24 protein-coding genes are annotated in these 24,522 nt (G+C 66.5%); 16 read left to right on the top strand and 8 right to left on the bottom strand.

The window, feature by feature from the left end:
* Positions 1 to 31 precede the first annotated feature (31 nt).
* On the bottom strand, positions 32 to 1,756 hold the full coding sequence (locus RS901_RS16410) for an AMP-binding protein (protein ID WP_316149845.1): 1,725 nt from the start codon (positions 1,754 to 1,756) through the stop codon (positions 32 to 34).
* A gap of 291 nt (positions 1,757 to 2,047) precedes the next feature.
* Between RS901_RS16410 and RS901_RS16405 the strand changes: the two genes are divergently transcribed.
* Positions 2,048 to 2,743, top strand: a complete 696-nt coding sequence (locus RS901_RS16405; RefSeq protein WP_316149844.1) for a TetR/AcrR family transcriptional regulator — start codon at positions 2,048 to 2,050, stop codon at positions 2,741 to 2,743.
* A 241-nt stretch (positions 2,744 to 2,984) separates the two neighbouring features.
* Here the strand turns inward: RS901_RS16405 and RS901_RS16400 are convergent, their stop codons facing one another.
* From RS901_RS16400 to RS901_RS16380, 5 genes are all read right to left on the bottom strand, one after another.
* Positions 2,985 to 3,839, bottom strand: coding sequence for a 3-keto-5-aminohexanoate cleavage protein (locus tag RS901_RS16400; protein ID WP_316149843.1), 855 nt, complete (start codon positions 3,837 to 3,839; stop codon positions 2,985 to 2,987).
* A 26-nt stretch (positions 3,840 to 3,865) separates the two neighbouring features.
* A complete protein-coding gene (gene pcaD / locus RS901_RS16395; RefSeq protein WP_316149842.1) occupies positions 3,866 to 4,648 on the bottom strand; it encodes a 3-oxoadipate enol-lactonase in 783 nt (260 codons plus the stop codon).
* A 13-nt stretch (positions 4,649 to 4,661) separates the two neighbouring features.
* Positions 4,662 to 4,940 carry a muconolactone Delta-isomerase gene (gene catC, locus RS901_RS16390; RefSeq protein WP_316149841.1) on the bottom strand — a complete coding sequence of 93 codons (279 nt, stop codon included), beginning with the start codon at positions 4,938 to 4,940 and terminating at the stop codon, positions 4,662 to 4,664.
* Positions 4,941 to 4,985: 45 nt separating this feature from the next.
* Positions 4,986 to 6,131, bottom strand: coding sequence for a muconate/chloromuconate family cycloisomerase (locus RS901_RS16385; RefSeq protein WP_316149840.1), 1,146 nt, complete (start codon positions 6,129 to 6,131; stop codon positions 4,986 to 4,988).
* A gap of 113 nt (positions 6,132 to 6,244) precedes the next feature.
* Complete coding sequence (locus tag RS901_RS16380; RefSeq protein ID WP_010811734.1) at positions 6,245 to 7,162, bottom strand: LysR family transcriptional regulator; 918 nt, start codon at positions 7,160 to 7,162, stop codon at positions 6,245 to 6,247.
* 146 nt (positions 7,163 to 7,308) lie between these two features.
* Here RS901_RS16380 and catA point away from each other — a divergent pair, with 146 nt between their 5' ends.
* The 6 genes from catA (at position 7,309) to RS901_RS16350 (ending at position 12,922) form a co-directional block, all read left to right on the top strand.
* Positions 7,309 to 8,232: a catechol 1,2-dioxygenase gene (gene catA / locus RS901_RS16375; RefSeq protein ID WP_316149838.1), complete on the top strand. Its 924-nt coding sequence runs from the start codon at positions 7,309 to 7,311 to the stop codon at positions 8,230 to 8,232.
* Between the two features lie 104 nt (positions 8,233 to 8,336).
* Entirely contained in the window at positions 8,337 to 9,761 is a 1,425-nt protein-coding gene (gene benA, locus RS901_RS16370; protein ID WP_316149836.1) for a benzoate 1,2-dioxygenase large subunit, read from the top strand.
* Positions 9,758 to 10,273, top strand: a complete 516-nt coding sequence (gene benB / locus RS901_RS16365) for a benzoate 1,2-dioxygenase small subunit (RefSeq protein WP_316149835.1) — start codon at positions 9,758 to 9,760, stop codon at positions 10,271 to 10,273. The genes benA and benB overlap by 4 nt, the downstream gene beginning before the upstream one ends.
* 21 nt (positions 10,274 to 10,294) lie before the next feature.
* Positions 10,295 to 11,314: a benzoate 1,2-dioxygenase electron transfer component BenC gene (benC, locus tag RS901_RS16360; RefSeq protein WP_316149834.1), complete on the top strand. Its 1,020-nt coding sequence runs from the start codon at positions 10,295 to 10,297 to the stop codon at positions 11,312 to 11,314.
* Positions 11,315 to 11,331: 17 nt separating this feature from the next.
* Positions 11,332 to 12,117: a 1,6-dihydroxycyclohexa-2,4-diene-1-carboxylate dehydrogenase gene (locus tag RS901_RS16355; RefSeq protein WP_316149833.1), complete on the top strand. Its 786-nt coding sequence runs from the start codon at positions 11,332 to 11,334 to the stop codon at positions 12,115 to 12,117.
* 109 nt (positions 12,118 to 12,226) lie between these two features.
* Positions 12,227 to 12,922 (top strand): alpha/beta hydrolase, encoded by a 696-nt coding sequence (locus tag RS901_RS16350; RefSeq protein WP_316149832.1) that lies wholly within the window; start codon positions 12,227 to 12,229, stop codon positions 12,920 to 12,922.
* Positions 12,923 to 13,008: 86 nt separating this feature from the next.
* Here RS901_RS16350 and RS901_RS16345 read toward each other — a convergent pair whose 3' ends face one another.
* Positions 13,009 to 14,400: a PLP-dependent aminotransferase family protein gene (locus RS901_RS16345; RefSeq protein WP_316149831.1), complete on the bottom strand. Its 1,392-nt coding sequence runs from the start codon at positions 14,398 to 14,400 to the stop codon at positions 13,009 to 13,011.
* Between the two features lie 415 nt (positions 14,401 to 14,815).
* Between RS901_RS16345 and RS901_RS16340 the strand changes: the two genes are divergently transcribed.
* From RS901_RS16340 to scpA, 9 genes are read left to right on the top strand one after another with little or no spacing between them, the layout of a single operon-like run.
* Positions 14,816 to 15,298 carry an MSMEG_0572/Sll0783 family nitrogen starvation response protein gene (locus tag RS901_RS16340; protein ID WP_022537350.1) on the top strand — a complete coding sequence of 161 codons (483 nt, stop codon included), beginning with the start codon at positions 14,816 to 14,818 and terminating at the stop codon, positions 15,296 to 15,298.
* A gap of 20 nt (positions 15,299 to 15,318) precedes the next feature.
* Positions 15,319 to 16,335, top strand: a complete 1,017-nt coding sequence (locus RS901_RS16335; RefSeq protein WP_316149828.1) for a Nit6803 family nitrilase — start codon at positions 15,319 to 15,321, stop codon at positions 16,333 to 16,335.
* Positions 16,328 to 17,431, top strand: coding sequence for an MSMEG_0568 family radical SAM protein (locus RS901_RS16330; protein ID WP_316149827.1), 1,104 nt, complete (start codon positions 16,328 to 16,330; stop codon positions 17,429 to 17,431). The genes RS901_RS16335 and RS901_RS16330 overlap by 8 nt, the downstream gene beginning before the upstream one ends.
* Positions 17,428 to 17,982, top strand: a complete 555-nt coding sequence (locus tag RS901_RS16325) for an MSMEG_0567/Sll0786 family nitrogen starvation N-acetyltransferase (RefSeq protein WP_316149826.1) — start codon at positions 17,428 to 17,430, stop codon at positions 17,980 to 17,982. Before RS901_RS16330 ends, RS901_RS16325 begins: the two co-directional genes overlap by 4 nt.
* The gene (locus RS901_RS16320) at positions 17,979 to 18,974 is read left to right on the top strand and encodes a sll0787 family AIR synthase-like protein (RefSeq protein WP_316149825.1); all 996 of its coding nucleotides are present in this window, start codon (positions 17,979 to 17,981) and stop codon (positions 18,972 to 18,974) included. Before RS901_RS16325 ends, RS901_RS16320 begins: the two co-directional genes overlap by 4 nt.
* Before the next feature lie 8 nt (positions 18,975 to 18,982).
* Positions 18,983 to 19,270: an MSMEG_0570 family nitrogen starvation response protein gene (locus RS901_RS16315; RefSeq protein ID WP_316149824.1), complete on the top strand. Its 288-nt coding sequence runs from the start codon at positions 18,983 to 18,985 to the stop codon at positions 19,268 to 19,270.
* Between the two features lie 35 nt (positions 19,271 to 19,305).
* Entirely contained in the window at positions 19,306 to 20,592 is a 1,287-nt protein-coding gene (locus RS901_RS16310; RefSeq protein ID WP_316149823.1) for an MSMEG_0569 family flavin-dependent oxidoreductase, read from the top strand.
* A 1-nt stretch (position 20,593) separates the two neighbouring features.
* Positions 20,594 to 21,430 (top strand): Pnap_2097 family protein, encoded by an 837-nt coding sequence (locus RS901_RS16305; protein WP_316149822.1) that lies wholly within the window; start codon positions 20,594 to 20,596, stop codon positions 21,428 to 21,430.
* Complete coding sequence (scpA, locus tag RS901_RS16300; RefSeq protein ID WP_316149821.1) at positions 21,427 to 23,520, top strand: methylmalonyl-CoA mutase; 2,094 nt, start codon at positions 21,427 to 21,429, stop codon at positions 23,518 to 23,520. Before RS901_RS16305 ends, scpA begins: the two co-directional genes overlap by 4 nt.
* Positions 23,521 to 23,689: 169 nt before the next feature.
* On the opposite strand, the gene RS901_RS16295 is transcribed toward scpA, so the two are convergent.
* Entirely contained in the window at positions 23,690 to 24,499 is an 810-nt protein-coding gene (locus tag RS901_RS16295) for a putative hydro-lyase (RefSeq protein WP_316149820.1), read from the bottom strand.
* Positions 24,500 to 24,522: the final 23 nt, after the last annotated feature.

Below are 24,522 nucleotides of genomic sequence, written 5' to 3'. Positions count from 1 at the left end.
TTGGCTGGCGCCGTGCACCGGCGCCAGCGCGTCAGGCCGTCCTGGATTCGCTGAGTTTCAGGTCCCGCGTCATGCGCTCGCGCATCACGAATTTCTGTACCTTGCCGGTGATGGTCATGGGCATCTCGTCGACAAAGCGGATGTAGCGCGGGATCTTGTAGTGCGCGATCTGGTCGCGGCAGAAATCGCGGATCTCGTCCTCCGTGGCGCTCGCGCCTGGCTTGAGCACGATCCACGCGCAGACTTCCTCGCCGTACTTCTGGTCGGGAACGCCGAACACCTGGACCGCCTGGACCTTCGGATGACGGAACAGGAACTCCTCGATCTCGCGCGGGTAGATGTTCTCGCCGCCGCGAATCAGCATGTCCTTCACGCGGCCAACGATGTTGCAGTAGCCTTCCGCGTCGATGGTGGCGAGGTCGCCGGTGTGCATCCAGCCGTCGCGGATGGCTTCGGCGGTACGCGCCTCGTCATCCCAGTAGCCCAGCATCACCGAATAGCCGCGGGTACAAAGCTCGCCGGTTTCGCCTACCGGGACCGTGGCACCTGTCGCGTCCACGATCCTGACCTCGAGGTGCGGCTGGATGCGGCCCACCGTGGTGGTGCGCTTGTCCAGCGGATCGGTGGTGCTGCTCTGGAAGGAAACCGGACTGGTCTCCGTCATGCCGTAGGCGATGGTCACCTCGGACATGTGCATCTGTGACACCACGCGCTTCATGGTCTCGATCGGGCAGGGTGACCCCGCCATGATGCCGGTGCGCAGGGAAGAGAAGTCGTAGTTCGCGAAGTTCGGGTGATCGAGCTGGGCAATGAACATGGTCGGCACGCCATGCAGTGCCGTGCAGCGTTCTTCGCTGACCGCCTGCATGGTGGCTTCCGGCTCGAAGGCCTGGCCGGGGAACACCATTGCCGCGCCGGAGGACACGCAGGCCAGCACCGCCAGGACCATGCCGAAGCAGTGATAGAAGGGCACCGGAATGCAGAGCTTGTCCTGCTCGGAGAAACGCATCGCCATGGCAATGAAGCGTGCGTTGTTGACGATATTGCGATGGGTCAGCGTGGCGCCCTTGGGCGCACCGGTAGTGCCACTGGTGAACTGCACGTTGATCGGGTCATGGCGGTCCAGCTGTGCCGTGATGGCATCCAGCGTCGACCGCGCCACGCCCGTGCCGCGCGCAATCACATCGGCATAGCGGAGCATCCCGGGTGTATGGTCGTCGCCCATGCGGATGACGCAGCGCAGGGCCGGCAGCCGCGCCGCCTGAAGTTCGCCCGGCGCGCAGGTGGCCAGTTCCGGAGCAAGTACCTGGAGCATCTCCAGGTATCGTGAGGTCTTGAAAGCTTCCGCCGCGATGATGGCCTTGACGCCCACCTTGTTCAGCGCGTATTCCAGCTCGGACAGGCGGTAGGCGGGATTGATGTTCACCAGCACCAGCCCCAGCCGCGCCGTGGCGAACTGGGTGACCAGCCACTCGACCCGGTTGGGAGACCAGATACCAACCCGGTCGCCTTTCTCCAGCCCCAGCGTGTGCAGGCCTGCCGCCAGCGCGTCCACGGCGTCGCAGAATTCGCGCCAGTTCCAGCGCACCCCTTGCTCGCGAAAGGCAACGGCCTCCCGCTCGGGGTAGCGAGCCACCGCTTGCGCCAGCAACTCCGGCACGGTTTGCTCCGACAGCGGAATGGTGGTGTCCCCTCTCACATGCGAAAGCCCGCCGATCGGCAGGATGGTGGGAGAGGACTCGGCCTGCATCGTCATACTTGTCTCCAAAGCCCGGTTGTGGTTCGTCACGTTGGATATTTGTGAGTGTTACTCAATAAACAGCGTATCGATGGATTCTGGGGTGGCGTCTCCGGGTTTTCCCGGATAGTTGCGGCTCGCTTGCCTTATTTTGAGCTATTTCTTCGAGGCTCGCCTGACGCCCGTTGCTGCGATGATCGAAAAATACATGGTGCCAATCGAAATGGCAACCTAAAATTGAGTAAAGCTCAAGTCAGGGTTGAGCCGGCCCTATAATCTCGCCTTCGGGCAAGCAAGGACTCAATCAAGATGGAAGACGTCACATCGCCCCGCCGTGTGCCGGCGGGCGCCAAGGCGGAACAACGCATCCGGGACATCCTGCGCGTCAGCCGCGAGGTATTCGCCGAGCTCGGCTATGAGCGGACCACGACCACCGAGATCGCCCAGCGCCTGGGCATCTCCGAGGGCACGGTGTTCACCTACTTCCATGGCAAGCGCGAGCTATGCGCACGCGTGATCGAGGACTGGTATGACGAGATCATCGGCACCGTGGAACAAGGCATGCCGCACGGGCAGAGCACAAAGGTGCAGCTGGAGTTCTATGTCAGGACACACCTGAGGTTGTTCCTGATCCAGGGGACGGGCTTGTGTGCGCTGGTGTTGTCGGAGGGGCGTGCCAAAGGGCCGGGGCTGGGAGAGGTGTTCGTACCGCTGCAGCGCCGCTATACGGCGCCGTTGATGGACTTGCTGGCGCGGGCGCGGGACAACGGCGAGATCCGGGATGACCTGCCGTTGAGCCTGCTGCGCTCGGCAATCCTCGGCCCGATGGAGCACATCCTGTGGGACGCGATCGCCCGGCAGCGGCAAGTGGATATCGAGAAGACGGCCAGGGATATGGTGGCGTTGTTGTGGCCCGCCTTGCTGCCTGTAGACGTCGAGGTGGAGAAATTGCGCGCATTCCATGGAGAAGTCGGCGCGGCGTTGAGAAGGGCGGGCAACGGTTGACGTGCGGCGCGCCTTGAAGCGCCGGTCCACTAATCCACTGATCTGGTTCTTGCGAGGGACCCTTGCCGGATTCATGCGCCGCCATGCGCGATCGCCTGCTGGAAGCGCCGTGGGCGCGACACCTCCCTGCAGAGCAACGGGGACGCGTTGAACGGGAAACCCGCGTGTCGAGCTACGCGGCGGGGTTGCTGGTCTGCCAGCAAGGCGCAGCGGCCCTGCACGTCATCGAATAGGCCTTAATCTACCAGGGCGAACGCCCGTCGATTTCCATTGATGGCAGCCCCAGGAGGGCGCGCGCCTGGGCCACTGTCGCCACGGGGCGCCCATATTCCTCGCACAAGGCCGCTACCTGGCCGACCAGCGCGGCGTTGGAGGGCGCCAGTGTCTGCTTGTCAAGCCGCACATTGTCTTCCAGGCCGGTGCGGCAATGGCCGCCCAGTTCTAGCGACCAGCGCGCCATCGTCAACTGGTCCCGGCCGATGCCAGCGCCGGTCCAGGTCGCATCGGGTGCCAGGCGCCGCAGGGTGTGCACGTAGAAGGCGAGCACCTCGCGATCGACCGGCATCGCATTCTTGATCCCCATCACGAACTGGATATGCAGCGCGCCGCCGATCTTGCCGGCCTGTTGCATGGCCACCGCCTGGAAGATCATCGACAGGTCGAAGGCCTCTATCTCGGGCTTGACGGCGTAGGCCTTCATTTCCGCGGCGAGCCAGTCCACCAGGTCTGGCGGATTGTCATAGACGCGGGTCGGGAAATTGACCGAGCCGGTGGCAAGCGATGCCATGTCCGGCCGCAGCGACAGCATCCCCCCTCGCTCCCTTCCCGCGCCGGAGCGGCCGCCGGTGGAGACCTGCGTGATGATTCCCGGCGCATGCTTGCGGATGCCCTCCAGCACGCGGGCAAAGCGGTCCGGCTCGGAGGAGGGCGTCTCGTCGTCATTGCGCACGTGCAGGTGGACTAGCGTGGCGCCCGCCTCGAAGGCGGCCTGGGTGGATTCGATCTGCTCGCTGACCGTGATCGGCACGGCAGGGTTGTCACGCTTGCGCGGCAGCGAGCCGGTGATGGCGACGGAGATGATGCAGGGCTGGGTCATGTCGGCTCCGGTAAGGATGTATGGCATCACGCCTGTGACAGGAAGCGGATCACCGCGTGCGAAAACGCCTCGGGCAACTCCCAGTTGGACAAATGCGCGGCGTTGAGCGCGAGGTATTCGGCGTCGGCAATGCCTTGCGCCAGCTCGCGGCCCTGTTCCGGCGTGGTGGCGGCATCCTGCACGCCCGCGATCACCAGCACGCGCGAGCGGATGCCTGGCAGCAGGCCGCGCAGGTCGGCATCGCGCACGGCGGCGCAGTTGGCGATATAGCCGTCGGGATCCGTGGAGGCGAGCATGGCGAGCACGGGCGCGATGTGCGCCGGATCGCCTGCCAGCGCGGCCGGCGTGAACCAGCGGGCCAGCACGCCCTCGGCAATCGCCGCCATGCCCTCGTTCCGGACGCGCTCGATGCGGGTGTTCCAGCCGGACGCCGGGCCGATCAGCGCCGCGGTATTCGCCAGCACGAAGCGGCCGAAGCGTTCGGGATGATGGCGTGCCAGCCAGATGCCGGTCATGCCGCCCATCGACAGGCCGCAGAAGCGGGCCTGCTCGACACCGGCATGGTCCATCACCGCCAGCACGTCGGCACCGAGCTCGGCCATGCCGAACGGCGCTGCCGGCACGCCTGAGGCGCCATGGCCGCGCGTGTCGTAGCGCAGCACGCGGAAGCGCTCCAGCAGCGCCGGCATCTGCGGATCCCACATCGACAGGGTGGTGCCCAGTGAGTTGGACAGGACCAGCACCGGCGCGCCGGCCGGACCGTGGAGTTCATAGTGAAGGCGAAGCCCGTCGCGGGTGGCAAAGCGCATGACGTGGGCTCCCTCAATGGATCGATGAAGGATGCGGCGCCAGCGGCGTGACGGCGATCTTCATGTACGGGAACAGCGGCAGCCCCGACAGCAGCGTGTGCAGTGCCTCGTTGGACTCGACGTCGAACACGCTGTAGTTGGCATACTCGCCGACCACGCGATAGAGCTGCTGCCACTTGCCCTGGCGCTGCAGGTCCTGCGCATAGGCTTTCTCGCGCGCCTTGATGTCCTCCGCCTGCGCGGCGGGCATGTCGTGCGGCAGGTTTACATCCATTCGTACCAGATACAGCATTGGTGTCTCCTCGTCTCGATTCTGATGGGGTCTGATTGCAGGGATTCAGGCGCGGTCGCGCCGGTAGTGGGCGAGCTTGTCCTCGTCCAGCGCCATGCCGAGGCCGGGGCCCTGCGGCAGGTGCAACGCGAAGTCGCGGTAGACGGGGCGCTCGGCCACGATGTCGTCCTTCAGCAGCAGCGGGCCGAACAGTTCGGTGCCCCACGCCAGTTGCGGCAGTGTCGCAAAGCCGTGGGCGGCGGCTATGGTGCCGATGCTGCCTTCGAGCATGGTGCCGCCATACAGCGCGATGCCGGCCGCATCGCCCACCGCGGCCGTGCGCAGCATGCCGAAGATGCCGCCCGACTTGGCGATCTTCAGTGCGAACACGTCGGCGCCGCCGATGCGGGCCAGTTCCATCGCGTCCTCGGGCCCGCACACGGCTTCGTCGGCCATGACGGGCACCACGAAGCGCGCCGCCAGACGCGCCAGCGCGGCGCGTTGTTCGCGTGGCGTGGGCTGCTCGATCAGGTCGATGCCGGCGGCCTCCAGCGTGGCGATGCCGGTGGCGGCATCCGCTTCGTTCCAGGCCTGGTTGACGTCCACCGTGACGCGCGCCCGCTCGCCCAGCGCGCGCTTGATCGCGGATACGTGTGCCACGTCCTCGCGCACGCTGCGCCGGCCGATCTTGAGCTTGAAGGTGTCGTGGCGGCGCTCGGCGAGCAGGCGCTCCGCCTCGTCGATATCCCGCGCGGTGTCGCCGCTGGCCAGCGTCCACAGCACCGGCAGGGTGTCGCGTACGGCGCCGCCCAGCAGTGTCGCCAGCGGCACGCCGAGACGCTTGCCCTGCGCGTCCAGCAGCGCGGTCTCGAGCGCCGACTTGGCGAAGCGGTTACCGCGTGCGACCTTGCCGAGGCGCGCCATGGCGCCATGCACGTTGGCCGCATCCTGGCCCAGCAGCGCCGGTGCAAGGTAGCTGTCGATGGTCAGCTTGATGCCCTCGGGGCTCTCGTCGCCGTAGGAAAGACCACCGATGGTGGTCGCCTCGCCGAGGCCTTCGATGCCGTCGGCACAGCGCAGCCGGACGATCACCAGCGTCTGCCGCTGCATGGTCGCCATGGCGAGCTGGTGCGGCCGGATGGTCGGAAGATCGACCAGGATGGCCTCGATGGACTCGATGGCCGTGATGCTTTGCTGCGTCGCCACTTTCATACCTTCCTGATGCAGTTGGATGTTGCATCGGAGTATGGATGGCCATTTTTTGGGTGTCCAAGACCGTTGGCATCTGATTCCATACCTCCAGAGTATGGAGCGCCCGTTGCGCCTTATTCCTTCGGCGGCGGCAGGTAGGCCATGCCCTCATCCTCGTAGAGCTGGTAGATCATGTCCCGCAGCGAGCGCAGGTCGGCCGACTCGTCCAGCATGCGCGTGCTCATGATAATGGGCGACACCAGCTTGGGATCGTCCAGTTCCTTGTAGGTCACGTCGCCCCGCTTGAGCCCGTAGACGCTGCTGGGCACCACCGAGATGCCTTCGCCCATCGCCACCAGCCCGAGTGCGATCTGCAGCTCGCGCACCTCGTGCAGGCGGCGCGGCTTCAGGGCGCGGTCGTGGAAGGCGGCCAGCACCTGGTCGGCAAAGCTCGGGCGCGGCGCCTTGGGGAAGATGATGAGCGGCTCGCCGACCAGGTCGTGCAGCGCGAGCTCGGGCTTGGCGTCAGCCAGCGGATGGCCGACCGGCAGCGCCACGATCATGCGCTCCTCGCGCAGCACCACGCGCCGCACCGACGGGTCTTCGTGGCGAATGCGCCCGAAGCCCACGTCGATGCGCCCTTCCTTGAGCGCCTTGATCTGGTCCATGGTCGACATCTCGTGCAGGCTCAGTTCGAGATCGGCGTGCATCTGCCGGAAGCGCCGGATGATGCGCGGCAGCATCCCGTACAGCGTGGAGCCGACAAAGCCGACCGACATCTTGTGCTCGATCTTGCCGACCCGCTTGGTCATCGCCTGCAGTTCCGCGGTCTGGGCCAGCAGTTGCAGCGCGTGGGTATAGAAGAAGCGCCCGGTGTCGGTCAGTTTCAGCGGGCGCGAGTGGCGCTCGAAGAGTTGCACACCCAGGTCGTCCTCCAGTTGCTGGATCTGGCGCGACAGCGGCGGCTGTGCGATATGCAGCCGCTCGGCCGCCCGGGTGAAGTTGCGTTCCTCTGCCACGGCCACGAAGTAACGCAGGTGCCGCAATTCCACGACTATACCTCCTGAGTATCAAGCAGATACTAAATCAGTGTTGGACTGCCAAAACTGGCGTTGACTATGCTCCATCCATACCCGGAAGACAAGCTCGATACCTGCAAAGCATGGTCCGGGACCCAACCACAACTATGGAGACCCCCATGACTCACTCGGAAATCGACGCCCTGGTCCACAGCTTTATCGTCGCCACCGGCACGCAAGGCACCCCCGACCCGCGCGTGCAGCAGGTGGTAGTCCGCCTGACCGCGGACCTGTTCAAGGCAATCGAGGACCTCGACCTGAGCGCCAGCGAAGTCTGGAAGGGCATCGAGTACTTCGCCGAGGCGGGCGCCACCCAGGAGTTGGGCCTGCTCGCCGCCGGCCTGGGGCTGGAACGCTTCCTCGACGTCCGCGCCGACGAGGCCGAAGCCCGCGCCGGCCTGACCGGCGGCACGCCGCGCACCATCGAAGGCCCGCTCTACGTGGCCGGCGCCCCGGAAAGCACCGGCTTTGCCCGGCTCGACGACGGTAGCGACGACGGCAAGGGCGAGGTCCTGTTCATGCAAGGCACGGTGTACGGCGCCGACGGCAAGCCGCTGCCCGGCGCCAGGGTCGAGGTGTGGCACGCCAACCTGATGGGCAACTACTCGTTCTTCGACAAGACCCAGTCGCACTTCAACCTGCGCCGCACCATCGTCACCGACGCCAATGGCCGCTACCAGTTCCGCAGCAACGTGCCCAACGGCTACGGCTGCCCGCCGCAAGGCACCACCCAGCGCCTGCTGGACCAGCTCGCGCGCCACGGTCGGCGCCCGGCCCACATCCACTTCTTCGTGTCGGCGGACGGCCACCGCAAGCTGACCACGCAGATCAACATCGACGGCGACGAATACCTGTGGGACGACTTCGCCTTCGCCAGCCGCGATGGGCTGGTGCCGGCGGTGACCCGCGTCACCGAAGCCGCCGCGCTCGACAAACACGGCGTGGACAAGCCGTTTGCCTCGATCGACTTCGATTTCCGGCTGCTGCCGGAGCAGGCCGGCGCCCCCGCCGCCGAGGTGGAGCGCCAGCGCGCCGCCGCCTGATTTTCCGCAATGCCGCCCGCCGCGCGGGCCGGCAGATCCAGTCCGGGCGGCAGCGCCATGCGTAGCGCCGCCCCGCAGACAAGACATCGGCAGGAGACAACTCCATGATCCCCATCTATCCGGAGGGCAAGGCCCCCGTTCGCCCCAGCGCCGGGCGCCTCGACCTCGACGCCTTCCTGGTGGAAGACAAGGCAAGCGGCGACTACCGGCTGCACCGCGCGGCCTTCACCGACGAAGACCTGTTCGAACTCGAGATGAAGCATATCTTCGAGGGTAACTGGATCTACCTGGCGCACGAAAGCCAGATCCCGAACAACAACGATTACTACACCACCCATATTGGCCGCCAGCCGGTGGTGATCGCGCGCAACCGCCAGGGCGAACTGAACGCTTTCATCAATGCCTGCAGCCACCGCGGCGCCATGCTGTGCCGCCACAAGCGCGGCAACAAGGCCACCTACACCTGCCCGTTCCACGGCTGGACCTTCAACAACAGCGGCAAGCTGCTGAAGGTGAAGGACCCCGAGAACGCCGGCTACCCTGACTGCTTCAACAAGGAAGGCTCGCACGACCTGAAGAAGGTGGCGCGCTTCGAGAACTACCGCGGCTTCCTGTTCGGCAGCCTGAACGCGGACGTGCCGCCGCTGCAGGACTTCCTCGGCGAAGCGGCGCGCGTCATCGACATGATCGTCGACCAGTCGGCCGACGGGCTTGAGGTGCTGCGCGGCTCGTCCACCTACACGTTCGAGGGCAACTGGAAGCTGCAGGCCGAGAACGGCGCCGATGGCTACCATGTGTCGGCGGTGCACTGGAACTACGCCGCGACCACCAGCCAGCGCAAGCAGAAGAACGCGCAGGAAGACAAGATCCGCGCCATGGACGCCGGCAAGTGGGGGCAGCAGGGCGGCGGCTTCTACGCCTTCGAGCATGGCCACATGCTGCTGTGGACGCGCTGGGCCAACCCGGAGGACCGCCCCAACTTCAGCCGCCGCGAGGAATTCGCCGAGCGTTGCGGCGCGGAGACCGCGGACTGGATGATCCAGAACTCGCGCAACCTGTGCCTCTATCCCAACGTCTACCTGATGGACCAGTTCGGCTCGCAGATCCGCCTGCTGCGTCCGCTGGCCGTCGACAAGACCGAGGTCACCATCTACTGCATCGCGCCGAAGGGCGAGTCCGACGAGGCGCGCGCGCGCCGCATCCGCCAATACGAGGACTTCTTCAACGTCAGCGGCATGGCCACCCCGGACGACCTCGAGGAGTTCCGCGCCTGCCAGCAGGGCTACGCCGGGCAGGCACTGGCCTGGAACGACATGTGCCGCGGCGCGAAGCACTGGATCGACGGTGCCGACGAGGCCGCGCAGCGCATCGGACTCAAGCCCGTGATGAGCGGGGTGCGTACCGAGGACGAGGGCCTCTACACGGTGCAGCACCGCTACTGGCTGGACGTGATGAAGAAGGCCGTGGCAGAGCAATCCGCCGAAGCCGCGAATGAAGCCACCGACGCCGCCGCAGGGAGCGCAGCATGAGCACCGCCGACACCATCCTCGACAAACCGGTCGACCTTGCGGCCATCCAGTCGTTCCTGTACCGCGAGGCACGGCTGCTGGATGACGAAGAGTGGGACGCATGGCTTGCGTGCTACCACCCCGACGCAAAGTTCTGGATGCCCTGCTGGGATGACGACGGCAAGCTGATCACCGACCCGCAGCGCGAGATCTCACTGATCTATTACCCGACCCGCCAGGGCCTGGAGGATCGCGTGTTCCGCATCAAGACCGAGCGCTCCAGCGCCACCATTCCGGACACGCGCACCAGCCACAACCTGAGCAACGTCGAAGTGCTCGGGGTGGCGGGCGACACCTGCACCGTGCGTTTCAACTGGCACACGCTGAGCCATCGCTACCAGACCACTTACGGCTACTTCGGCATGTCGCGCTACACGCTCGACCTCTCCGGCGGGCAGCCGCGCATCCTGGACAAGTATGTCGTGCTCAAGAACGACTACATCAACCAGGTCATTGACATCTATCACATCTGATCCAGGCTGGAGGAACGCGCCATGGAACACACCATTGCCCTGCAATTCGAGGACGGCGTCACCAGGTTCATCACCTGCGGCGAGCACGAGACCCTGTCCGATGCCGCCTATCGCCAGCAGATCAATATCCCGCTGGACTGCCGCGACGGCGCCTGCGGCACCTGCCGCGGGCTGTGCGAGTCGGGCAGCTATGACCTGCCGGCGTCGAGCTATATCGAGGATGCACTGACCGCGGAGGAAGCTGCCGAGGGCTACGTGCTGGCCTGCCAGACCCGCCCGCGTTCGGACTGCGTGATCCGCGTGCCCGCCTCGTCGGCCGCGTGCAAGACCGGCGTCACCACCTACCAGGGGACGCTGGCCGAGCTGGAACAGCTCTCCGATTCGACCATCGGCTTTGCCATCGACCTGGACGAGGCCGCCGGCCTGGACTTCCTGCCCGGCCAGTATGTCAATGTCGAGATCCCGGGCACCGGCCAGACGCGCTCCTATTCCTTCAGCTCCGCGCCCGGCAGCGCGCGCACCGGCTTCGTGGTGCGCAACGTGCCGGAAGGCCGGATGAGCACGTGGCTGACCAGCCAGGCCAGATCAGGCGAGCGCGTGGCGTTTTCGGGCCCCTACGGCAGCTTCTACCTGCGCGAGGTGGCGCGGCCGGTGCTGTTCCTGGCCGGCGGCACTGGCATTGCCCCCTTCCTGTCGATGCTCGATGTGCTGGCTGCCAGCGGCTGTGCGCAGCCGGTGCGCATGGTCTACGGGGTCACCAACGACATCGACCTGGTGGCGCTGTCGCGCATCGATGCGGCCCAGGGTGCCTTGCCCGGCTTCGAATACCGTACCTGCGTGGCTGACGCTGCCAGCAACCACGCCCGCAAGGGCTATGTCACAGCCCATGTGGAGCCGGAATGGCTCAACGGCGGCGATGTCGACATCTACCTGTGTGGCCCCGTGGCGATGGTGGAGGCCGTGCGCGGCTGGCTGCAGCAGAGCGGCATCACGCCCGCCGGCTTCTACTATGAGAAGTTCTCGGCCAGCAACGCGGCATGAGCGAGGAGCACGACAACATGAGAACTGCTACACGCTTTGCCGGCAAAGCCATGATCGTGACCGGAGCCGCGCAAGGCATCGGCCGCGGCGTCGCACTGGCCGCCGCCGCCGAGGGCGCCTCGGTGGCGCTGGTCGACCGCTCGGCGCTGGTCGATGAAGTCGCGGCGCAGATCGTCGCTGCAGGCGGGCAGGCCATCGCAGTGCACGCCGACCTGGAGCGCTATGCCGGCGCCACGCAAATGGCGCAGGCGGCCGAAGCCGCCTTCGGCCGCATCGACATCCTCGTCAACAACGTGGGCGGCACAATCTGGGCCAAGCCCTTCCAGGCCTATGAGGAGGACCAGATCGAAGCCGAAATCCGGCGCTCGCTGTTCCCCACGCTGTGGTGCTGCCGGGCGGTGCTGCCCGGCATGGTCGCGCGCCGGCAGGGCGTCATCGTCAACGTGTCGTCGATTGCCACGCGCAGCATCCACCGTGTGCCTTACGCGGCGGCCAAGGGTGGCGTCAACGCACTGACGGCCAGCCTCGCCTTCGAGCATGCGCACGAAGGCGTGCGCGTCAACGCGGTGGCGACCGGCGGCACCGAGGCGCCGCCGCGCAGGATTCCGCGCAACATGGCAGCGCAGAGCGAGCAGGAGGCCATCTGGTACCAGGCCATCGTCGACCAGACCAAAGCCTCGAGCCTGATGCACCGCTATGGCACGATCGACGAGCAGGTCCATGCCATCCTGTTTCTCGCATCGGACGAGGCTTCGTACATTACCGGCACGGTCTTGCCAGTTGGCGGCGGGGATCAGGGCTGACGAGCCAGCGTCTGGGTGGCATCGATTGGAGCGCGGTCCAACCGCCGAGGGACTGCAGCGTGTTGCATTGTTCGGCTTAACGCTTTCATTGGCAGATAGGAGTCAGCTCATGAGCAAGCCCTCAATCATTCTGGTGCACGGCTTCTGGGGAGGTGCCGCGCATTGGGGAAAAGTCATCGTTGAACTGGCGCGAAAGGGGTATTCGAGCGTCCGCGCCGTTGAAATGGCGCTGACATCGCTTTCTGACGATGTCGAGCGTACCCGCAAGATGATTGCCCAGCAGAAAGGGCCGGTCCTCCTGGTGGGGCATTCGTACGGTGGTGCGGTGATTACCCAGGCGGGTGACCAGCCCAATGTGGTGGGGCTTGTGTATATCGCGGCGTTTGCGCCAGATGCGGGGGAGAGCCCCGGTGGCATTACGCAGCAGCATCTTCCGGTTGCGGCTCCCAATCTCGAACCCGACAGCGACGGCTACTTGTGGCTCAAGTCCGATAAGTTCCATGAGAGCTTCTGCCAGGATCTTTCGCCCGACGACGCGCTGGTGATGGCGGTGACGCAGAAGGCGCCGCTTGCAAGCACCTTCGGCGACGTCATCACGACGCCGGCCTGGAAAAAGAAGCCGTCCTGGTACCAGATTTCCAGCGAAGACAGAATGATCGCCCCCGAAAACCAACTGAAGATGTCGGCCCGGCTCAATCCCCGGAAGGTCATGACTCTGGCGGCAAGCCATGCTTCGCTGGCTTCGAAGCCAGCCGAGGTTGCAGCGTTGATCGACGAAGCCGCGACCGACTCGGTCAGGGGATAGCGCCCTGAACGCCGGCGCCCGCCGGACCAGGCTGCCCGGTGCGCCGAACAGCGGAAAGCTGCGCGGGAATCGAGGGGAGCCCCCGGCTACAGCATCGCTGAATGCAAGTGATGCGGATTGTCGAGCGTTTCCGCGATGATCCGCAGCGACTCCTCGATCTCATCGCGCTCGCCCGGGCCGCCCAGGCAGACACGAATCGCATCGGGCGGGTTGCCGTCGGTCGAGAAGGCGGCGGCCGATACCGCGCCGATGCCGCGCGAGCGCAGGTGCAGCGCCAGTTCCGACGGGCTCCACGCTGAAGCCGCCGGCACCGGCAGCCACAGGTGAAAGCCTTCCGGGTCCGCGTCATAGGCCAGGCCCTCGAGCACATGGCGAGCAATCAACTGCCGCGCCGCGCTTTCGGCGCGGATGGCCTTGAGCATGTCGTCTACCGTTCCGTCCTTGATCCAGGATGTAGCGAGCAGTGTGTTGATGGGGCTCGCCATCACCGTCGTTGCCCGCAGGGTGCCAGCCAGGCGCTGCGCCTGCCGCGCGGTGGGGGCGTGCAGGAATGCTATGCGCAACCCCGCGCCCAGGCATTTGGACAGGCCGGTGACGTAATACGTGAGTTCCGGGGCGAGCGCGGCAAACGTCTGCGGTGCCCGCAGCGGCAGCATGCCGTAGGCATCGTCCTCGATGATCGGCACGCTGTAGCGCAGCGCGACTTCGACGAGCTGCTCGCGGCGTGCCTGCGGCATGGTGCGCGTGCTCGGGTTCTGGATGGTCGGGTTGCAATAGAGCGCCGCTGGCTTCTGTGCTCTGCACATGGCCTCGAAAGCGTGGGCGAACGGGCCATCCTCGTCGCCGGGCAGCGCCTGTAGCTGGATATTGAGCTGCGCGGCGATGGCCTTGATGCCGGGGTAGGCCAGCGCGTCGGCACAGATGGTCTGCGCCGGGCGCGCGAGCTGCGACAGCAGTGCGACCAGCGCGCTGTGGATGCCGGGCGTGACCAGCACGGTGTCCGCGCTGCATGCCGGCACCCAGCGGCGCAGCCATTTCGCGGCGACCGAGCGATCGGCCGGGGTTCCGCCGAAGTCCTGGTAGCGCAGCAGCGTGTAGGGATCGGCAGCTTCCAGCAGTTGCGCCATGGCGGCACGAAGCCGCGCTGTCATCGCGGGCGGCTCCGGCGGCATGTTCATGGTCATCTCCGCACCCGTACCGCCGCGCAGCGGCATCGCGGGCGCACGTCCGCGCACGTAAGTGCCACTTCCTGCCTTGGTGTCGATCAATCCCCGCTTCCTCGCTTCGCTGTAGCCGCGCGCCACGGTGGTGTAGTTCAGTTGCAGCGCTTCGGCCAGGTCGCGCAGCGGCGGCAGCCGGTCGCGCGCGCGCAGCTGGCCGTCGGCCAGTGCCTCCTCGATCAGGTCCGGAATCAGCAGATAGGCAGGCTTGGCACTGCCGGCGATACGTTTTACCCAATGGCTGGTCAGGTTGGACACCGTGGTCTCCCGCTGCGCGATGCGATGGAATTCAGTGCCCTGAGGGTAGCACCCGAATGATCGCTAACCAAGCCGCTCAAGCGATCGCATCTGAAGTTCTCAATGATGGTGCGATATCAACGCTCATGCACCACGCGTGCGCACCCGGGCGGCTTGCTCCCGTTCAAAAACGTGCATTGTGGCGAAGCCGTCATGGTGCGCGCTGTGCGCCTCTGGTGGCATCCACGGCCAAAGCCGTTGCGATCATTGGGCCGATCATTTGGTCGGCTTCGGCTTGATTGGAGATTGATCGCATGACTGCGGGCATTGCGTGGCACATCGGTTGCGGATGTTGGCGTGTTCGGCCTGGCGCCGGACGGTCGATCGGCATGGGATCGATCGACCGCACTGCCCCATCAACGCAACGGAGAGAAGCATGCCTGCTGTCAGCAAACCGGCCCACAAGAAGGGCGATTTCCTGGTCGACTATGAAGAGAAGGTATTCGAGGACGTAAAGGCCGAAGCCGGCGAGAAGGCGCTGGTGACCTTCCATACCGTCGCCTTCGAAGGCTCGATCGGCTTCGTCAACATGCTGCAGGCCACGCGCCTGCTGCGCAAGGGCTTCGAGACCTCGATCCTGCTGTATGGCCCCGGCGTCAACCTCGGCGTTCAGCGCGGCTTCCCGACGCTTGGCGACGAGGCGTTTCCCGGCCACATGAACTTCAACAAGCAACTCACCAAGTTCATGGAAGAGGGCGGCAAGGTCTACGCCTGCCGCTTCGCCCTGCAGGCCCTGTACGGCCATGGGGAGGCCTCGCTGATCGAGGGCATCCGCCCGATCAATCCGCTCGATGTGCTCGACCTCAAGCTGCTGCACCGCAAGGAGAACGCGCTGATCATCGACACCTGGACCGTCTGAGAAAAAGGGCAGGTGCCACCATGTCACAGAAACGCATTGTGCGCGCGGCCGCGGTCCAGATCGCGCCCGACCTCGAGAGCGGCGAAGGCACGCTGGCCAAGGTCTGCGAGGCGATCGACGAGGCTGCCGGGAAAGGCGTGCAGCTGATCGTCTTCCCCGAGACCTTCGTGCCGTACTACCCGTACTTCTCCTTCGTACGGCCGCCGGTGCACTCCGGCAGCGACCACATGCGGCTGTACGAGCAGGCCGTGGTGGTGCCCGGCCCGGTTACCGATGCCGTCGCCGGGCGCGCACGCCGGCACGGCATGGTCGTGGTGCTCGGCGTGAACGAGCGCGACCACGGCAGCCTGTACAACACGCAGCTTATCTTCGACACCGAGGGCAATCTCGCGGTCAAGCGCCGCAAGATCACACCCACCTTCCACGAACGGATGATCTGGGGGCAGGGCGATGCGGCCGGCCTGAAGGTCGCGGACACCGCGATCGGCCGCGTCGGCGCGCTGGCGTGCTGGGAGCACTACAACCCGCTGGCCCGCTATGCGCTGATGACCCAGCACGAGGAAATCCACTGCAGCCAGTTCCCGGGTTCGCTGGTCGGGCCGATTTTTGCCGAGCAGATCGAAGTCACGATCCGGCATCACGCGCTGGAATCCGGCTGCTTCGTCGTCAACGCCACCGGGTGGCTGACCGAAGCGCAGATCGCCTCCGTGACCACCGATCCGGCGCTGCAGAAGGCGCTGCGTGGCGGCTGCAACACCGCAATCATCTCGCCGGAGGGCCAGCACCTGGCGCCGCCGTTGCGCGAGGGCGAGGGCATGGTCATTGCCGACCTCGACATGTCGCTCATCACCAAGCGCAAGCGAATGATGGATTCGGTGGGCCACTACGCGCGCCCGGAACTGCTAAGCCTGGCCATCAACGAGCGGCCGGCGGCGACGGCAGTGCCGATGGCAGGCGCCTTCTCCAACTTCCATGGGAGCATCCGCGATGACATCCAGTGCGACCGTGCCGGCTTCGAGCCGGCAATTGATGACTGAGCTGCAGTCCGTCGGGCTGCGCCTGGAAGACCCGAATGCCGGCGCGGCCAGCCGCCGCGGCGGGGCGGGCCCGTCCGACCACAAGGCGGTCACCATCGACGGCGTGACCATCATGGTGCCGGTGCATACCAGCACGGCGTGGCACTCGCCGTTCGTGGCGCAGGCGCCCGACGGAACGGGGCGCAGCGCGCTGATGCGCGGAACCATCCCGATTGCCAGCATCAGCTTTCCGAAGGCGCCGCGTTTCCAGGCGCTGCAGACCCTGGAGGGTATTCCGTACTCGCATATCGCCACGCTGCATGGCGCCGACGTGCTGGCCACGACCGTCCTGCAGACCTGCATCCGGTACGAGAGCCGCAAGAAGACCTGCAAGTTCTGCTCGATCGGGCAGTCGCTGGCGGCAGGCCGTACGGTGGCGCGCAAGACGCCCGAGCAACTGGCCGAAGTGGCACGCGCCGCAGTGCTGCTCGATGGCGTCAGGCATATGGTGTTGACCACCGGCACGCCGCCGACGCCGGACCGGGGCGCGGCTATTCTTTGCGAGAGCGCCTTCGCCATCAAGGCCGCGGTCGACCTGCCGATCCAGGCGCAGTGCGAGCCGCCCGACGACGACCGCTGGTTCGAGCGCATGAAGGCCGCCGGCATCGACACGCTCGGCATGCACCTCGAGGTCGTCACGCCGGCGCTGCGCGAACGCATCATGCCGGGCAAGGCGTCGGTGCCGCTGAGCCGCTACATGGAAGCCTTCAAGGCTGCCGTTGCCGTGTTCGGCAGGGGGCAGGTCAGCACGTACATCCTCGCGGGACTCGGCGACACCGCGGAAGCCATCCTGGCGATCTCGCGCGAGCTGATCGAACTCGGGGTGTATCCGTTCGTGGTGCCTTTCGTGCCGATCTCCGGCACGCCGCTGGAGGACCACCCGGCTCCCTCGCCGGCCTTCATGCAGTCGATCCTGCAGCCGCTCGGCGCCATGTTGGGTGCCGCCGGCATGCGCTCGTCCGATATCAAGGCGGGTTGCGGCAAGTGCGGCGCGTGCTCGTCGCTGGCCACCTATGAGCGCGACGCGGCACTGGCGACCGACGGAGCGACATCATGAGAAGCGATCTCTGCGTCGAGGTGCCGGGCATCCCGATGTTCCGCATCCGCTGGGCGGAGCACGCCTGGGAGGCGCAGCAGGCCTATCGCCTGCGCCAGGCTGTGTTCTGCGAGGAGCAGGGCATCTTCGCGGGCGACGACCGGGACGCGGTGGACGACGTGGCGCAACTGCTGGTGGCGGTGCGCTTCGAGCCGGAGTTGCCGGGCCATCCCGGCACCGTGGTGGGCACCGTGCGCATCCATGAAAGCGAGCCGGGCGTGTGGTTCGGCTCGCGCCTGGCAGTGGATGCGGCATACCGCAGCCAGGGCAAGATCGGTGCGACGCTGATCCGCCTGGCGGTGAGCAGCGCCCACGCGATCGGCTGCCGGCGCTTCCTTGCGCACGTGCAGAGCCAGAACGTGCCCTTGTTCAGGCGCTTGCATTGGCACGTCCTGGCAGAGGAGACGCTGCTCGGGCGGCCTCACCACCTGATGCAGGCAGACCTGAACCATTACCCGCCTTGCCATACCCCGCACGCGGGCCTGATTACCGAAGGCAGGGCCGTGCGATGAGCCTCGACGACCTCGTACACACCCTGCGCAGCAGCCGCGGTTTTGCGCATAAGACCGATATCCCGGCCATGTTGTCGCCGCTCGGCGCCGCGGCCACCGGACGCAACGCGGCCATGGCTGTCGATGTTGGCGACGACTGCGCGGCATGGCGGGATGGCGACGGCTACCTGCTGTTCGCCATCGAAGGACTGGTGAGCGATTTCATCCGCACGATGCCGTGGTTCGCCGGCTACAGCGCGGTCATGGTCAACATCAGCGATATCTATGCGATGGGCGGCAGGCCGACGGCCGTGGTCGATGCGCTATGGAGCCATGGCGCCGCCGACGCCGCCGAAGTGCTCAAGGGCATGGCCGCGGCGTCTGCCGCCTATGGCGTGCCGATCGTCGGCGGTCACAGCAACGCGCGCAGCGAGCAAAGCCAGCTTGCCGTGGCGATCGTTGGCCGGGCGCGCAAGCTGCTGTCGAGTTTCGCCGCGCGTCCCGGGCAGCGCCTGTTGATGGCGGTGGACCTGCGCGGCGCATTCGCGGAGCCGTACCCGTTCTGGAACGCCTCGACGGGCGCACCGGGCGAACAATTGCGCGCGGATCTCGAACTCTTGCCTGTGCTGGCCGAAGACGGCCTTTGCGCCGCGGCCAAGGACATCAGCATGGCGGGTGCGCTCGGCACCGCGCTGATGCTGCTCGAATGCTCCGGGGTGGGCGCCAGCATCGCGCTGGAGCGCATTCCCCGGCCCGATGGCGTGCCGCTGGAGCGGTGGCTGACGGCATTCCCCAGCTATGGCTTCCTGCTGGCCGTCGATGACGACGATGCGCAGGCGGTCGAACACCGCTTCCTCGATCGCGGCATTGCCTGCGCCCAGATCGGCGCCATCGACGATTCCCGTGTCGCCACGCTCACGCACGCCGGCGAACGGGCCACGTTGTGGGACTTCCGCGAGGCGGGGTTCATCCTGCCGACGCGCCTGGCCACACCGATCGATTCCCCAACCTGAGACCTGCCATGCCGGTTACCCACTTCCGCATCCGCTGGCCTGACCAGACCGAGATGGCCTGCTATTCCCCATCCTCCATCGTCACGGAGCACTTTGCCGCCGGGGCGGCGTATCCGCTGGACGAGTTCGTCGAGCGCGCGCGTACCGCGCTGGGCGCCGCTTCCGAGCGGGTGCGTGCCAGATATGGCTACGCCTGCTCCTCCGCAATGGACCAGCTCCGCATCCTGGAAGTCGCCGCGCAGCGGTTCCAGGGCCAGGACGACGCCACCGTCCGGTTTCTCGGCTTTGGCAGCTAGCCGTTCTTCAAATACCTCGCCTCAAAGGATCCAACATGTCCCACGTCATCAACACCAATCCGGGCCAGGCCGCAGAGCCCAGGCACTACGGCGTCATCATTGTCGGCGGCGGCCAGGCCGGACTATCAATCAGCTACTTCCTGAAGCAGGCCGGCATCGATCATCTCGTCATCGAAAAGCACTCCGTCACGCATACCTGGCGCACGCAACGCTGGGATGCGTTCTGCCTGGTGACGCCGAACTGGCAATGCGCGCTGCCGGGCTATCCCTACCGGGGTGACAATCCGCACGGCTTCATGAAGAAGGATGAAATCACGGCCTATCTCGATGGCTTTATCCGGACCGTCGGCGCGCCGGTGCTCGAGCATAGCGAGGTGCGGCAAGTTAAGGCGCGCGCGCAGGGGGGATTTTCCGTGGTGACGAGCCAGGGTGCATTCACCGCGGACCAGGTGGTGGTGGCCTCGGGCGGTTATCACACGCCGATCGTGCCGCGCATGGCCGAGCGCCTGCCGGCGTCGATCCGGCAGCTGCAATCGTCCGAATACAGGAATCCCGAGTCGCTGCCCGAGGGCGCGGTGCTCGTGGTCGGCTCGGGCCAGTCGGGTGCTCAGATTGCCGAAGACCTGCACCTGGCCGGCCGCAAGGTGTATCTGGCCGTCGGCGAGGCGCCGCGTTGCGCGCGCTTCTATCGCGGGCGGGACGTCGTGGACTGGCTCGCGGACATGAAATACTACGACCTGCCGGTCACCGAGCATCCGCTGCGCGAGGGCGTGCGCGACAACACCAATCACTATGTCACCGGCCGCGACGGCGGGCGCGATATCGACCTGCGCAGGTTTGCCACTGAGGGCATGGAGCTCTACGGCGTGCTCGACGACTACCTCGACGGCCGACTGCGTTTTGCGCCGGACCTGCGTCGCAGCCTGGACGACGCCGATGCGACCTACAACCGCATCAACGCGAGCATCGACAAGTTCATCGCGGAGCGAGGCATCGAGGCGCCGCCGCCGAGCGTCTATGCGCCCGTATGGACGCCGCCGGCCGAGCGCACCGAACTCGATCCCCAGGCAGCCGGCATCGGTTCGATCATCTGGTGCATCGGCTTCCGACCGGATTTCAGCTGGCTCGAAGTGCCGGTGTTCAACGGCCGCGGCTATCCGGGTCACGAACGCGGCGTGACCGCACACGCCGGCCTGTACTTCCTTGGCCTGCCCTGGCTGCACACGTGGGGATCGGGGCGATTCTCCGGCATCGCCCGCGACGCCGAGTACCTGGCCGCCCTGATCGCCGCAGGCCGGGACGACACCGCGCTGGCCGCCTGACATGGAAGCCCTTGTCTCGCGCCATGTCGCCGGCATGCCCCAGTTGGCATACACCGGCCTGTCAGAGAACTGGCTGCTGAAGACCTGCGGCGACCTGCACTGGCGCCAGCTGGCCGCCGGCGTCGGCCTGGCGGTGCCGGACTTCCGGGATGCCGAGGGCAATCCGGTGTATGCGGCGTTCACCGCGATCCGCGTGCGCGATGCCGCGCCGCAAACGATCGGCGAGCACGCCGAGTTCAGCATCGGCTCGCGCATCGTGCCAGCGGGCGGCGTGAAGCACCTCAGCGAACATGTGGTCGACATGCAGGGGGACCGCCGCGCCAGCGTGACGATGCTGTCCACCTTCATCCGTCGCACGCGTGAGCGGGACAACCGCTCGGTCGTGCGCACCATGCCGACCGTGGCCGCGCGGTGGGCCGGCGCCGGCCCGCCGGCACAGGCGGCGGAATTGTCGCTGCTGGCACGGCGTTTTCGCTGCGGGGATTGGGGCACGCATCTCGGGCTCGATCAGGCCCGGCATCGCGTCTGCCACGCGGCCGAGTATCTGCCGTGCCCCTGCAACGACTTCAACGGCGCCGACCTGCTGTACTTCGCCAGCTTCCAGGCCATGGTCGATCGCGCGGAATGGCAATGGCGCCGCGACGCGGATCCGCCCACGGTGTTCGCGCGGGACCTGTTCTTCCATGGCAACGTCAATGTCGGCGAGTCGCTGGAGCTGACCTTTTCCGCGCTGCGCGAGGACGAGGAGGGATTGACGCACTGGTGTGAGATCCGGCGCAGCCGCGACGGCGAGAAGATCGCCGATGTGGTCACGCGGAAACGCTGGAGGCAACGATGAACGCGAAAGGAGACGACCCGGCAGGCGCCCTGGAGCTGAAGGCGGTCTACGGGCCCGACGATCTGACTGGCCTCGGCCACCTGGGGGGCATGCCCGGCGAGGCCCCGTTCGTTCGTGGCCCCTATCCCTCCATGTACCGCGGCAGGCCATGGACCATCCGCCAGTACGGGGGATACGGCGACGCCGCGACCTCGAACCTCGCCTATCGCGAGGCCATGAAGCAGGGCGCGCAGGGCTTGTCGGTGGCCTTCGACCTGCCGACCCATCGCGGCTACGATTCCGACGACCCCCAGGCGCAGGCCGATGTCGGCATGGCCGGCGTGGCCATCGACTCGGTCGACGATATGCGGCGCCTGTTCGAAGGCATTGCGCTGGACCGTGTGTCGGTATCGATGACCATGAGTGGTGCGGTGCTTCCCATACTGGCAGCGTTCCTGGTCGCGGCCGAGGAATCGGGCGTTGCGTTCGAACAACTGCGCGGCACCATCCAGAACGACATCCTCAAGGAGTTCATGGTCCGGAACACCTGGATCCATGCGCCCCAGCCATCGCTGCGCATCGCCACCGACGTGGTCGAATGGCTGGCCGCGCATGCGCCGAAGTTCAACGGCATGTCGATCTCGGGCTATCACTTCCAGGAAGCGGGCGCCGATCCGGTGCTGGAACTGGCGCTGACACTGGCCAATGCCAGGACCTATGTCGGCCTGCTGCGCGAGCGCGGCCTTGATGTCGACGCGTTCTGCGGCGGACTGAGCTTCTTCTTCGGCGTCGGCAAGCCATTCTTCGTCGAGATCGCCAAGCTGCGCGCCGCGCGGCTCCTGTGGCATGACATCGTGCGCGAGCTGGGCGGCACCAGCGCGCGCGCCACCGCCATGCGCATGCATTGCCAGACTTCGGGCTGGACCCTCGCCGCGCAGCAGCCGCTCAACAATATCGCGCGCACCACGATCGAGGCGATGGCCGCGATCTTCAGTGGTACGCAGTTGCTTCACACCAACGGCTTTGACGAGGCGCTGGCATTGCCGGGCGCGCAGGCCTCGCGGCTGGCTCGCGATACTCAACTGATCCTCCAGCATGAATTTGGGCTGTGCGAGGTGGCGGACCCGTGGGCGGGCTCCTACCTGATCGAGTCGCTGACCGGCCGCATGGTGACGGAGGTGCGCGCGGTGCTGGCGCGCATCGATGCTCAGGGTGGCATTCTGGCAGCCCTCGAATCCGGCTGGGTGCAGCGGCGCATCCACCAGAATGCGCTGCGGACGCAGGCTCGGCTCGATGCGCAGGAAGAGGTCGTGGTGGGTGTCAACCGCTACCAGGAGCCCGACGACAATGGCCAGGAATGCCTGGAGATCGACGGTACCCAGGTGCGCGTGCAACAGGCACGCCGCCTGGACGCGCTGCGCGGCCGCCGCGATGACGCCGCGGTCAGGCATGCGCTGGCGGCGCTGACCGAGGCCGCCAGGCACGGCGGCCCCAACCTGCTAGCCTGTGCGATCGACGCCATGCGTTGCCGCGCCACGGTCGGGGAATGTACCCGGGCGCTGCTCCAGGTCTGGCCGCGCCATACGGTCCGGGCGTCCTACGACGCTGCGCTGTACGGCACGACTCGCGCCGGCAACAAGGAATGGCTGGCGGCCTGCGAGTGCGTCAGTGCGCTGCGCGAGCGGCTCGGCCGCGCGCCCCGGATCTTCGTGGCCAAGCTCGGCCAGGATGGCCACGACCGCGGTGCGAAAGCGGTGGCGGCCGGGCTTGCCGATGCCGGGTTCGTCGTCGAACTGACGCCGCTGTTCCAGTCCGCCGATGCGGTTGCGTCTGCCGCCTGCGATGGAGACTTCGATGCCATCGGCATCTCCACGCTTGGCGGCGCGCATCTGGATCTGCTGCCGGCGCTGCTACACGCCTTGCGGCAGCGCGACTCCGATGTGCCGGTCTTCGTCGGCGGCATTGTTCCGGCAGCCCACAGCCGCTTGCTGCGCCAGTGCGGTGTGCAGGGGATTTTCGGACCGGGCACGCCGATGGAGATCATCGTGAGCACCATCGTGGCTGCGCTCACGTTGTCGAGGATGCTTACGGCGTCCGCGCCTTTCCATTGACGCCTCCCGTTTGCTATCCAGACCATGACGGTAAAAATCTCCTCATTGAGCTGAGTTTCTGTAGCTTTCCCGGGACCACGCAGCGGGATGCATGATCTGCGTACTGGCGCCGATGCACTTCCTGAGATCGGTGCTGGGAGCGGCAAGCGCGAAAACGCCAACAGAAACCTCAGATAAGCGTGACGTCCTCGATCGCCACGTCGCCCACCAGCATGTAGCCGGGCGCATGCGTGATACACAGCGGCAGCCGCGTCTGCACGGCCGCGGCCTGAGGCGTCACGCCGCAGCCCCAGAATACCGGGATCTCGCCTGGCAGGATGGCGGTGGGCTCGCCTTCGTCGGGACGGTTGACGTCTGCAATGCCGATCGCTGACGGATCGCCGGCATGCACCGGTTTGCCATGCGCTGCCGGCAACGCTGCGCAGATCTCGCTGGCGCGCGCGGCCTGTGCCGGCGTATAGGGGCGCATCGACACTACCATCGGCCCGCGGAACGGCCCCACCTGCGTGGTCTTGATGCTGGTGCGGTACATCGGCACCACCTTGCCTTCATCGACATGCCGCACGGCCAGGCCGGCGCGCTGAAGCGCATCTTCGAAGGACAGCGAGCAGCCCAGCACGAAGCCGACAAAGTCGTCGCGCCACAACGCGCCGATGTCGCTGCACTCTCCGGCCAGCTTGCCATCGCGCCAGATCCGGTAGCGCGGCAGGTCGGTGCGCAGGTCGATATCTTCGCCCAGCCCCGGCACCAGCGGCGAGCCAGGCTCGGTCATGCCGATCAGCGGGCAGGGCACGGGGTTGGCACGGCAGTAGCCGAGGAAATCGTCGGCCCACTGGCGTGGCAGGATCATCAGGTTGCCCTGCACGCGGCCGGGCGCCATGCCGGCAGTGTGCCCGTGCCAGGCACCGCTGCGGATGGCGGCGCGCGCGGTGGCCGGGCTGGCTGCCCAGCCGGGCAGCGCAACGGTAGCGTCATGCATGTCAGGTCGCTCCAGGCCGGTGG

The organism is Cupriavidus sp. BIC8F (assembly GCF_032465815.1).
Lineage (GTDB): Bacteria > Pseudomonadota > Gammaproteobacteria > Burkholderiales > Burkholderiaceae > Cupriavidus > Cupriavidus necator.
Note: the sequence above shows the minus strand (reverse complement) of the source record. Positions and strands in the feature narration are given on the sequence as shown.

Excerpts from the sequence above, each read along its gene's own strand:
- catA (WP_316149838.1), top strand. The coding sequence starts at position 7,309 with ATGACTCACTCGGAAATCGACGCCCTGGTCCACAGCTTTATCGTCGCC.
- benA (WP_316149836.1), top strand. The coding sequence starts at position 8,337 with ATGATCCCCATCTATCCGGAGGGCAAGGCCCCCGTTCGCCCCAGCGCC.
- RS901_RS16320 (WP_316149825.1), top strand. The coding sequence starts at position 17,979 with ATGAGCCTCGACGACCTCGTACACACCCTGCGCAGCAGCCGCGGTTTT.
- scpA (WP_316149821.1), top strand. The coding sequence starts at position 21,427 with ATGAACGCGAAAGGAGACGACCCGGCAGGCGCCCTGGAGCTGAAGGCG.
- RS901_RS16315 (WP_316149824.1), top strand. The coding sequence starts at position 18,983 with ATGCCGGTTACCCACTTCCGCATCCGCTGGCCTGACCAGACCGAGATG.
- RS901_RS16295 (WP_316149820.1), bottom strand. The coding sequence starts at position 24,499 with ATGCATGACGCTACCGTTGCGCTGCCCGGCTGGGCAGCCAGCCCGGCC.
- benC (WP_316149834.1), top strand. The coding sequence starts at position 10,295 with ATGGAACACACCATTGCCCTGCAATTCGAGGACGGCGTCACCAGGTTC.
- catC (WP_316149841.1), bottom strand. The coding sequence starts at position 4,940 with ATGCTGTATCTGGTACGAATGGATGTAAACCTGCCGCACGACATGCCC.
- RS901_RS16340 (WP_022537350.1), top strand. The coding sequence starts at position 14,816 with ATGCCTGCTGTCAGCAAACCGGCCCACAAGAAGGGCGATTTCCTGGTC.
- pcaD (WP_316149842.1), bottom strand. The coding sequence starts at position 4,648 with ATGCGCTTTGCCACCCGCGACGGGCTTCGCCTTCACTATGAACTCCAC.
- RS901_RS16410 (WP_316149845.1), bottom strand. The coding sequence starts at position 1,756 with ATGACGATGCAGGCCGAGTCCTCTCCCACCATCCTGCCGATCGGCGGG.
- RS901_RS16355 (WP_316149833.1), top strand. The coding sequence starts at position 11,332 with ATGAGAACTGCTACACGCTTTGCCGGCAAAGCCATGATCGTGACCGGA.
- RS901_RS16385 (WP_316149840.1), bottom strand. The coding sequence starts at position 6,131 with ATGAAAGTGGCGACGCAGCAAAGCATCACGGCCATCGAGTCCATCGAG.
- RS901_RS16405 (WP_316149844.1), top strand. The coding sequence starts at position 2,048 with ATGGAAGACGTCACATCGCCCCGCCGTGTGCCGGCGGGCGCCAAGGCG.
- RS901_RS16305 (WP_316149822.1), top strand. The coding sequence starts at position 20,594 with ATGGAAGCCCTTGTCTCGCGCCATGTCGCCGGCATGCCCCAGTTGGCA.
- RS901_RS16330 (WP_316149827.1), top strand. The coding sequence starts at position 16,328 with ATGACTGAGCTGCAGTCCGTCGGGCTGCGCCTGGAAGACCCGAATGCC.
- RS901_RS16310 (WP_316149823.1), top strand. The coding sequence starts at position 19,306 with ATGTCCCACGTCATCAACACCAATCCGGGCCAGGCCGCAGAGCCCAGG.
- RS901_RS16400 (WP_316149843.1), bottom strand. The coding sequence starts at position 3,839 with ATGACCCAGCCCTGCATCATCTCCGTCGCCATCACCGGCTCGCTGCCG.
- benB (WP_316149835.1), top strand. The coding sequence starts at position 9,758 with ATGAGCACCGCCGACACCATCCTCGACAAACCGGTCGACCTTGCGGCC.
- RS901_RS16350 (WP_316149832.1), top strand. The coding sequence starts at position 12,227 with ATGAGCAAGCCCTCAATCATTCTGGTGCACGGCTTCTGGGGAGGTGCC.
- RS901_RS16325 (WP_316149826.1), top strand. The coding sequence starts at position 17,428 with ATGAGAAGCGATCTCTGCGTCGAGGTGCCGGGCATCCCGATGTTCCGC.
- RS901_RS16335 (WP_316149828.1), top strand. The coding sequence starts at position 15,319 with ATGTCACAGAAACGCATTGTGCGCGCGGCCGCGGTCCAGATCGCGCCC.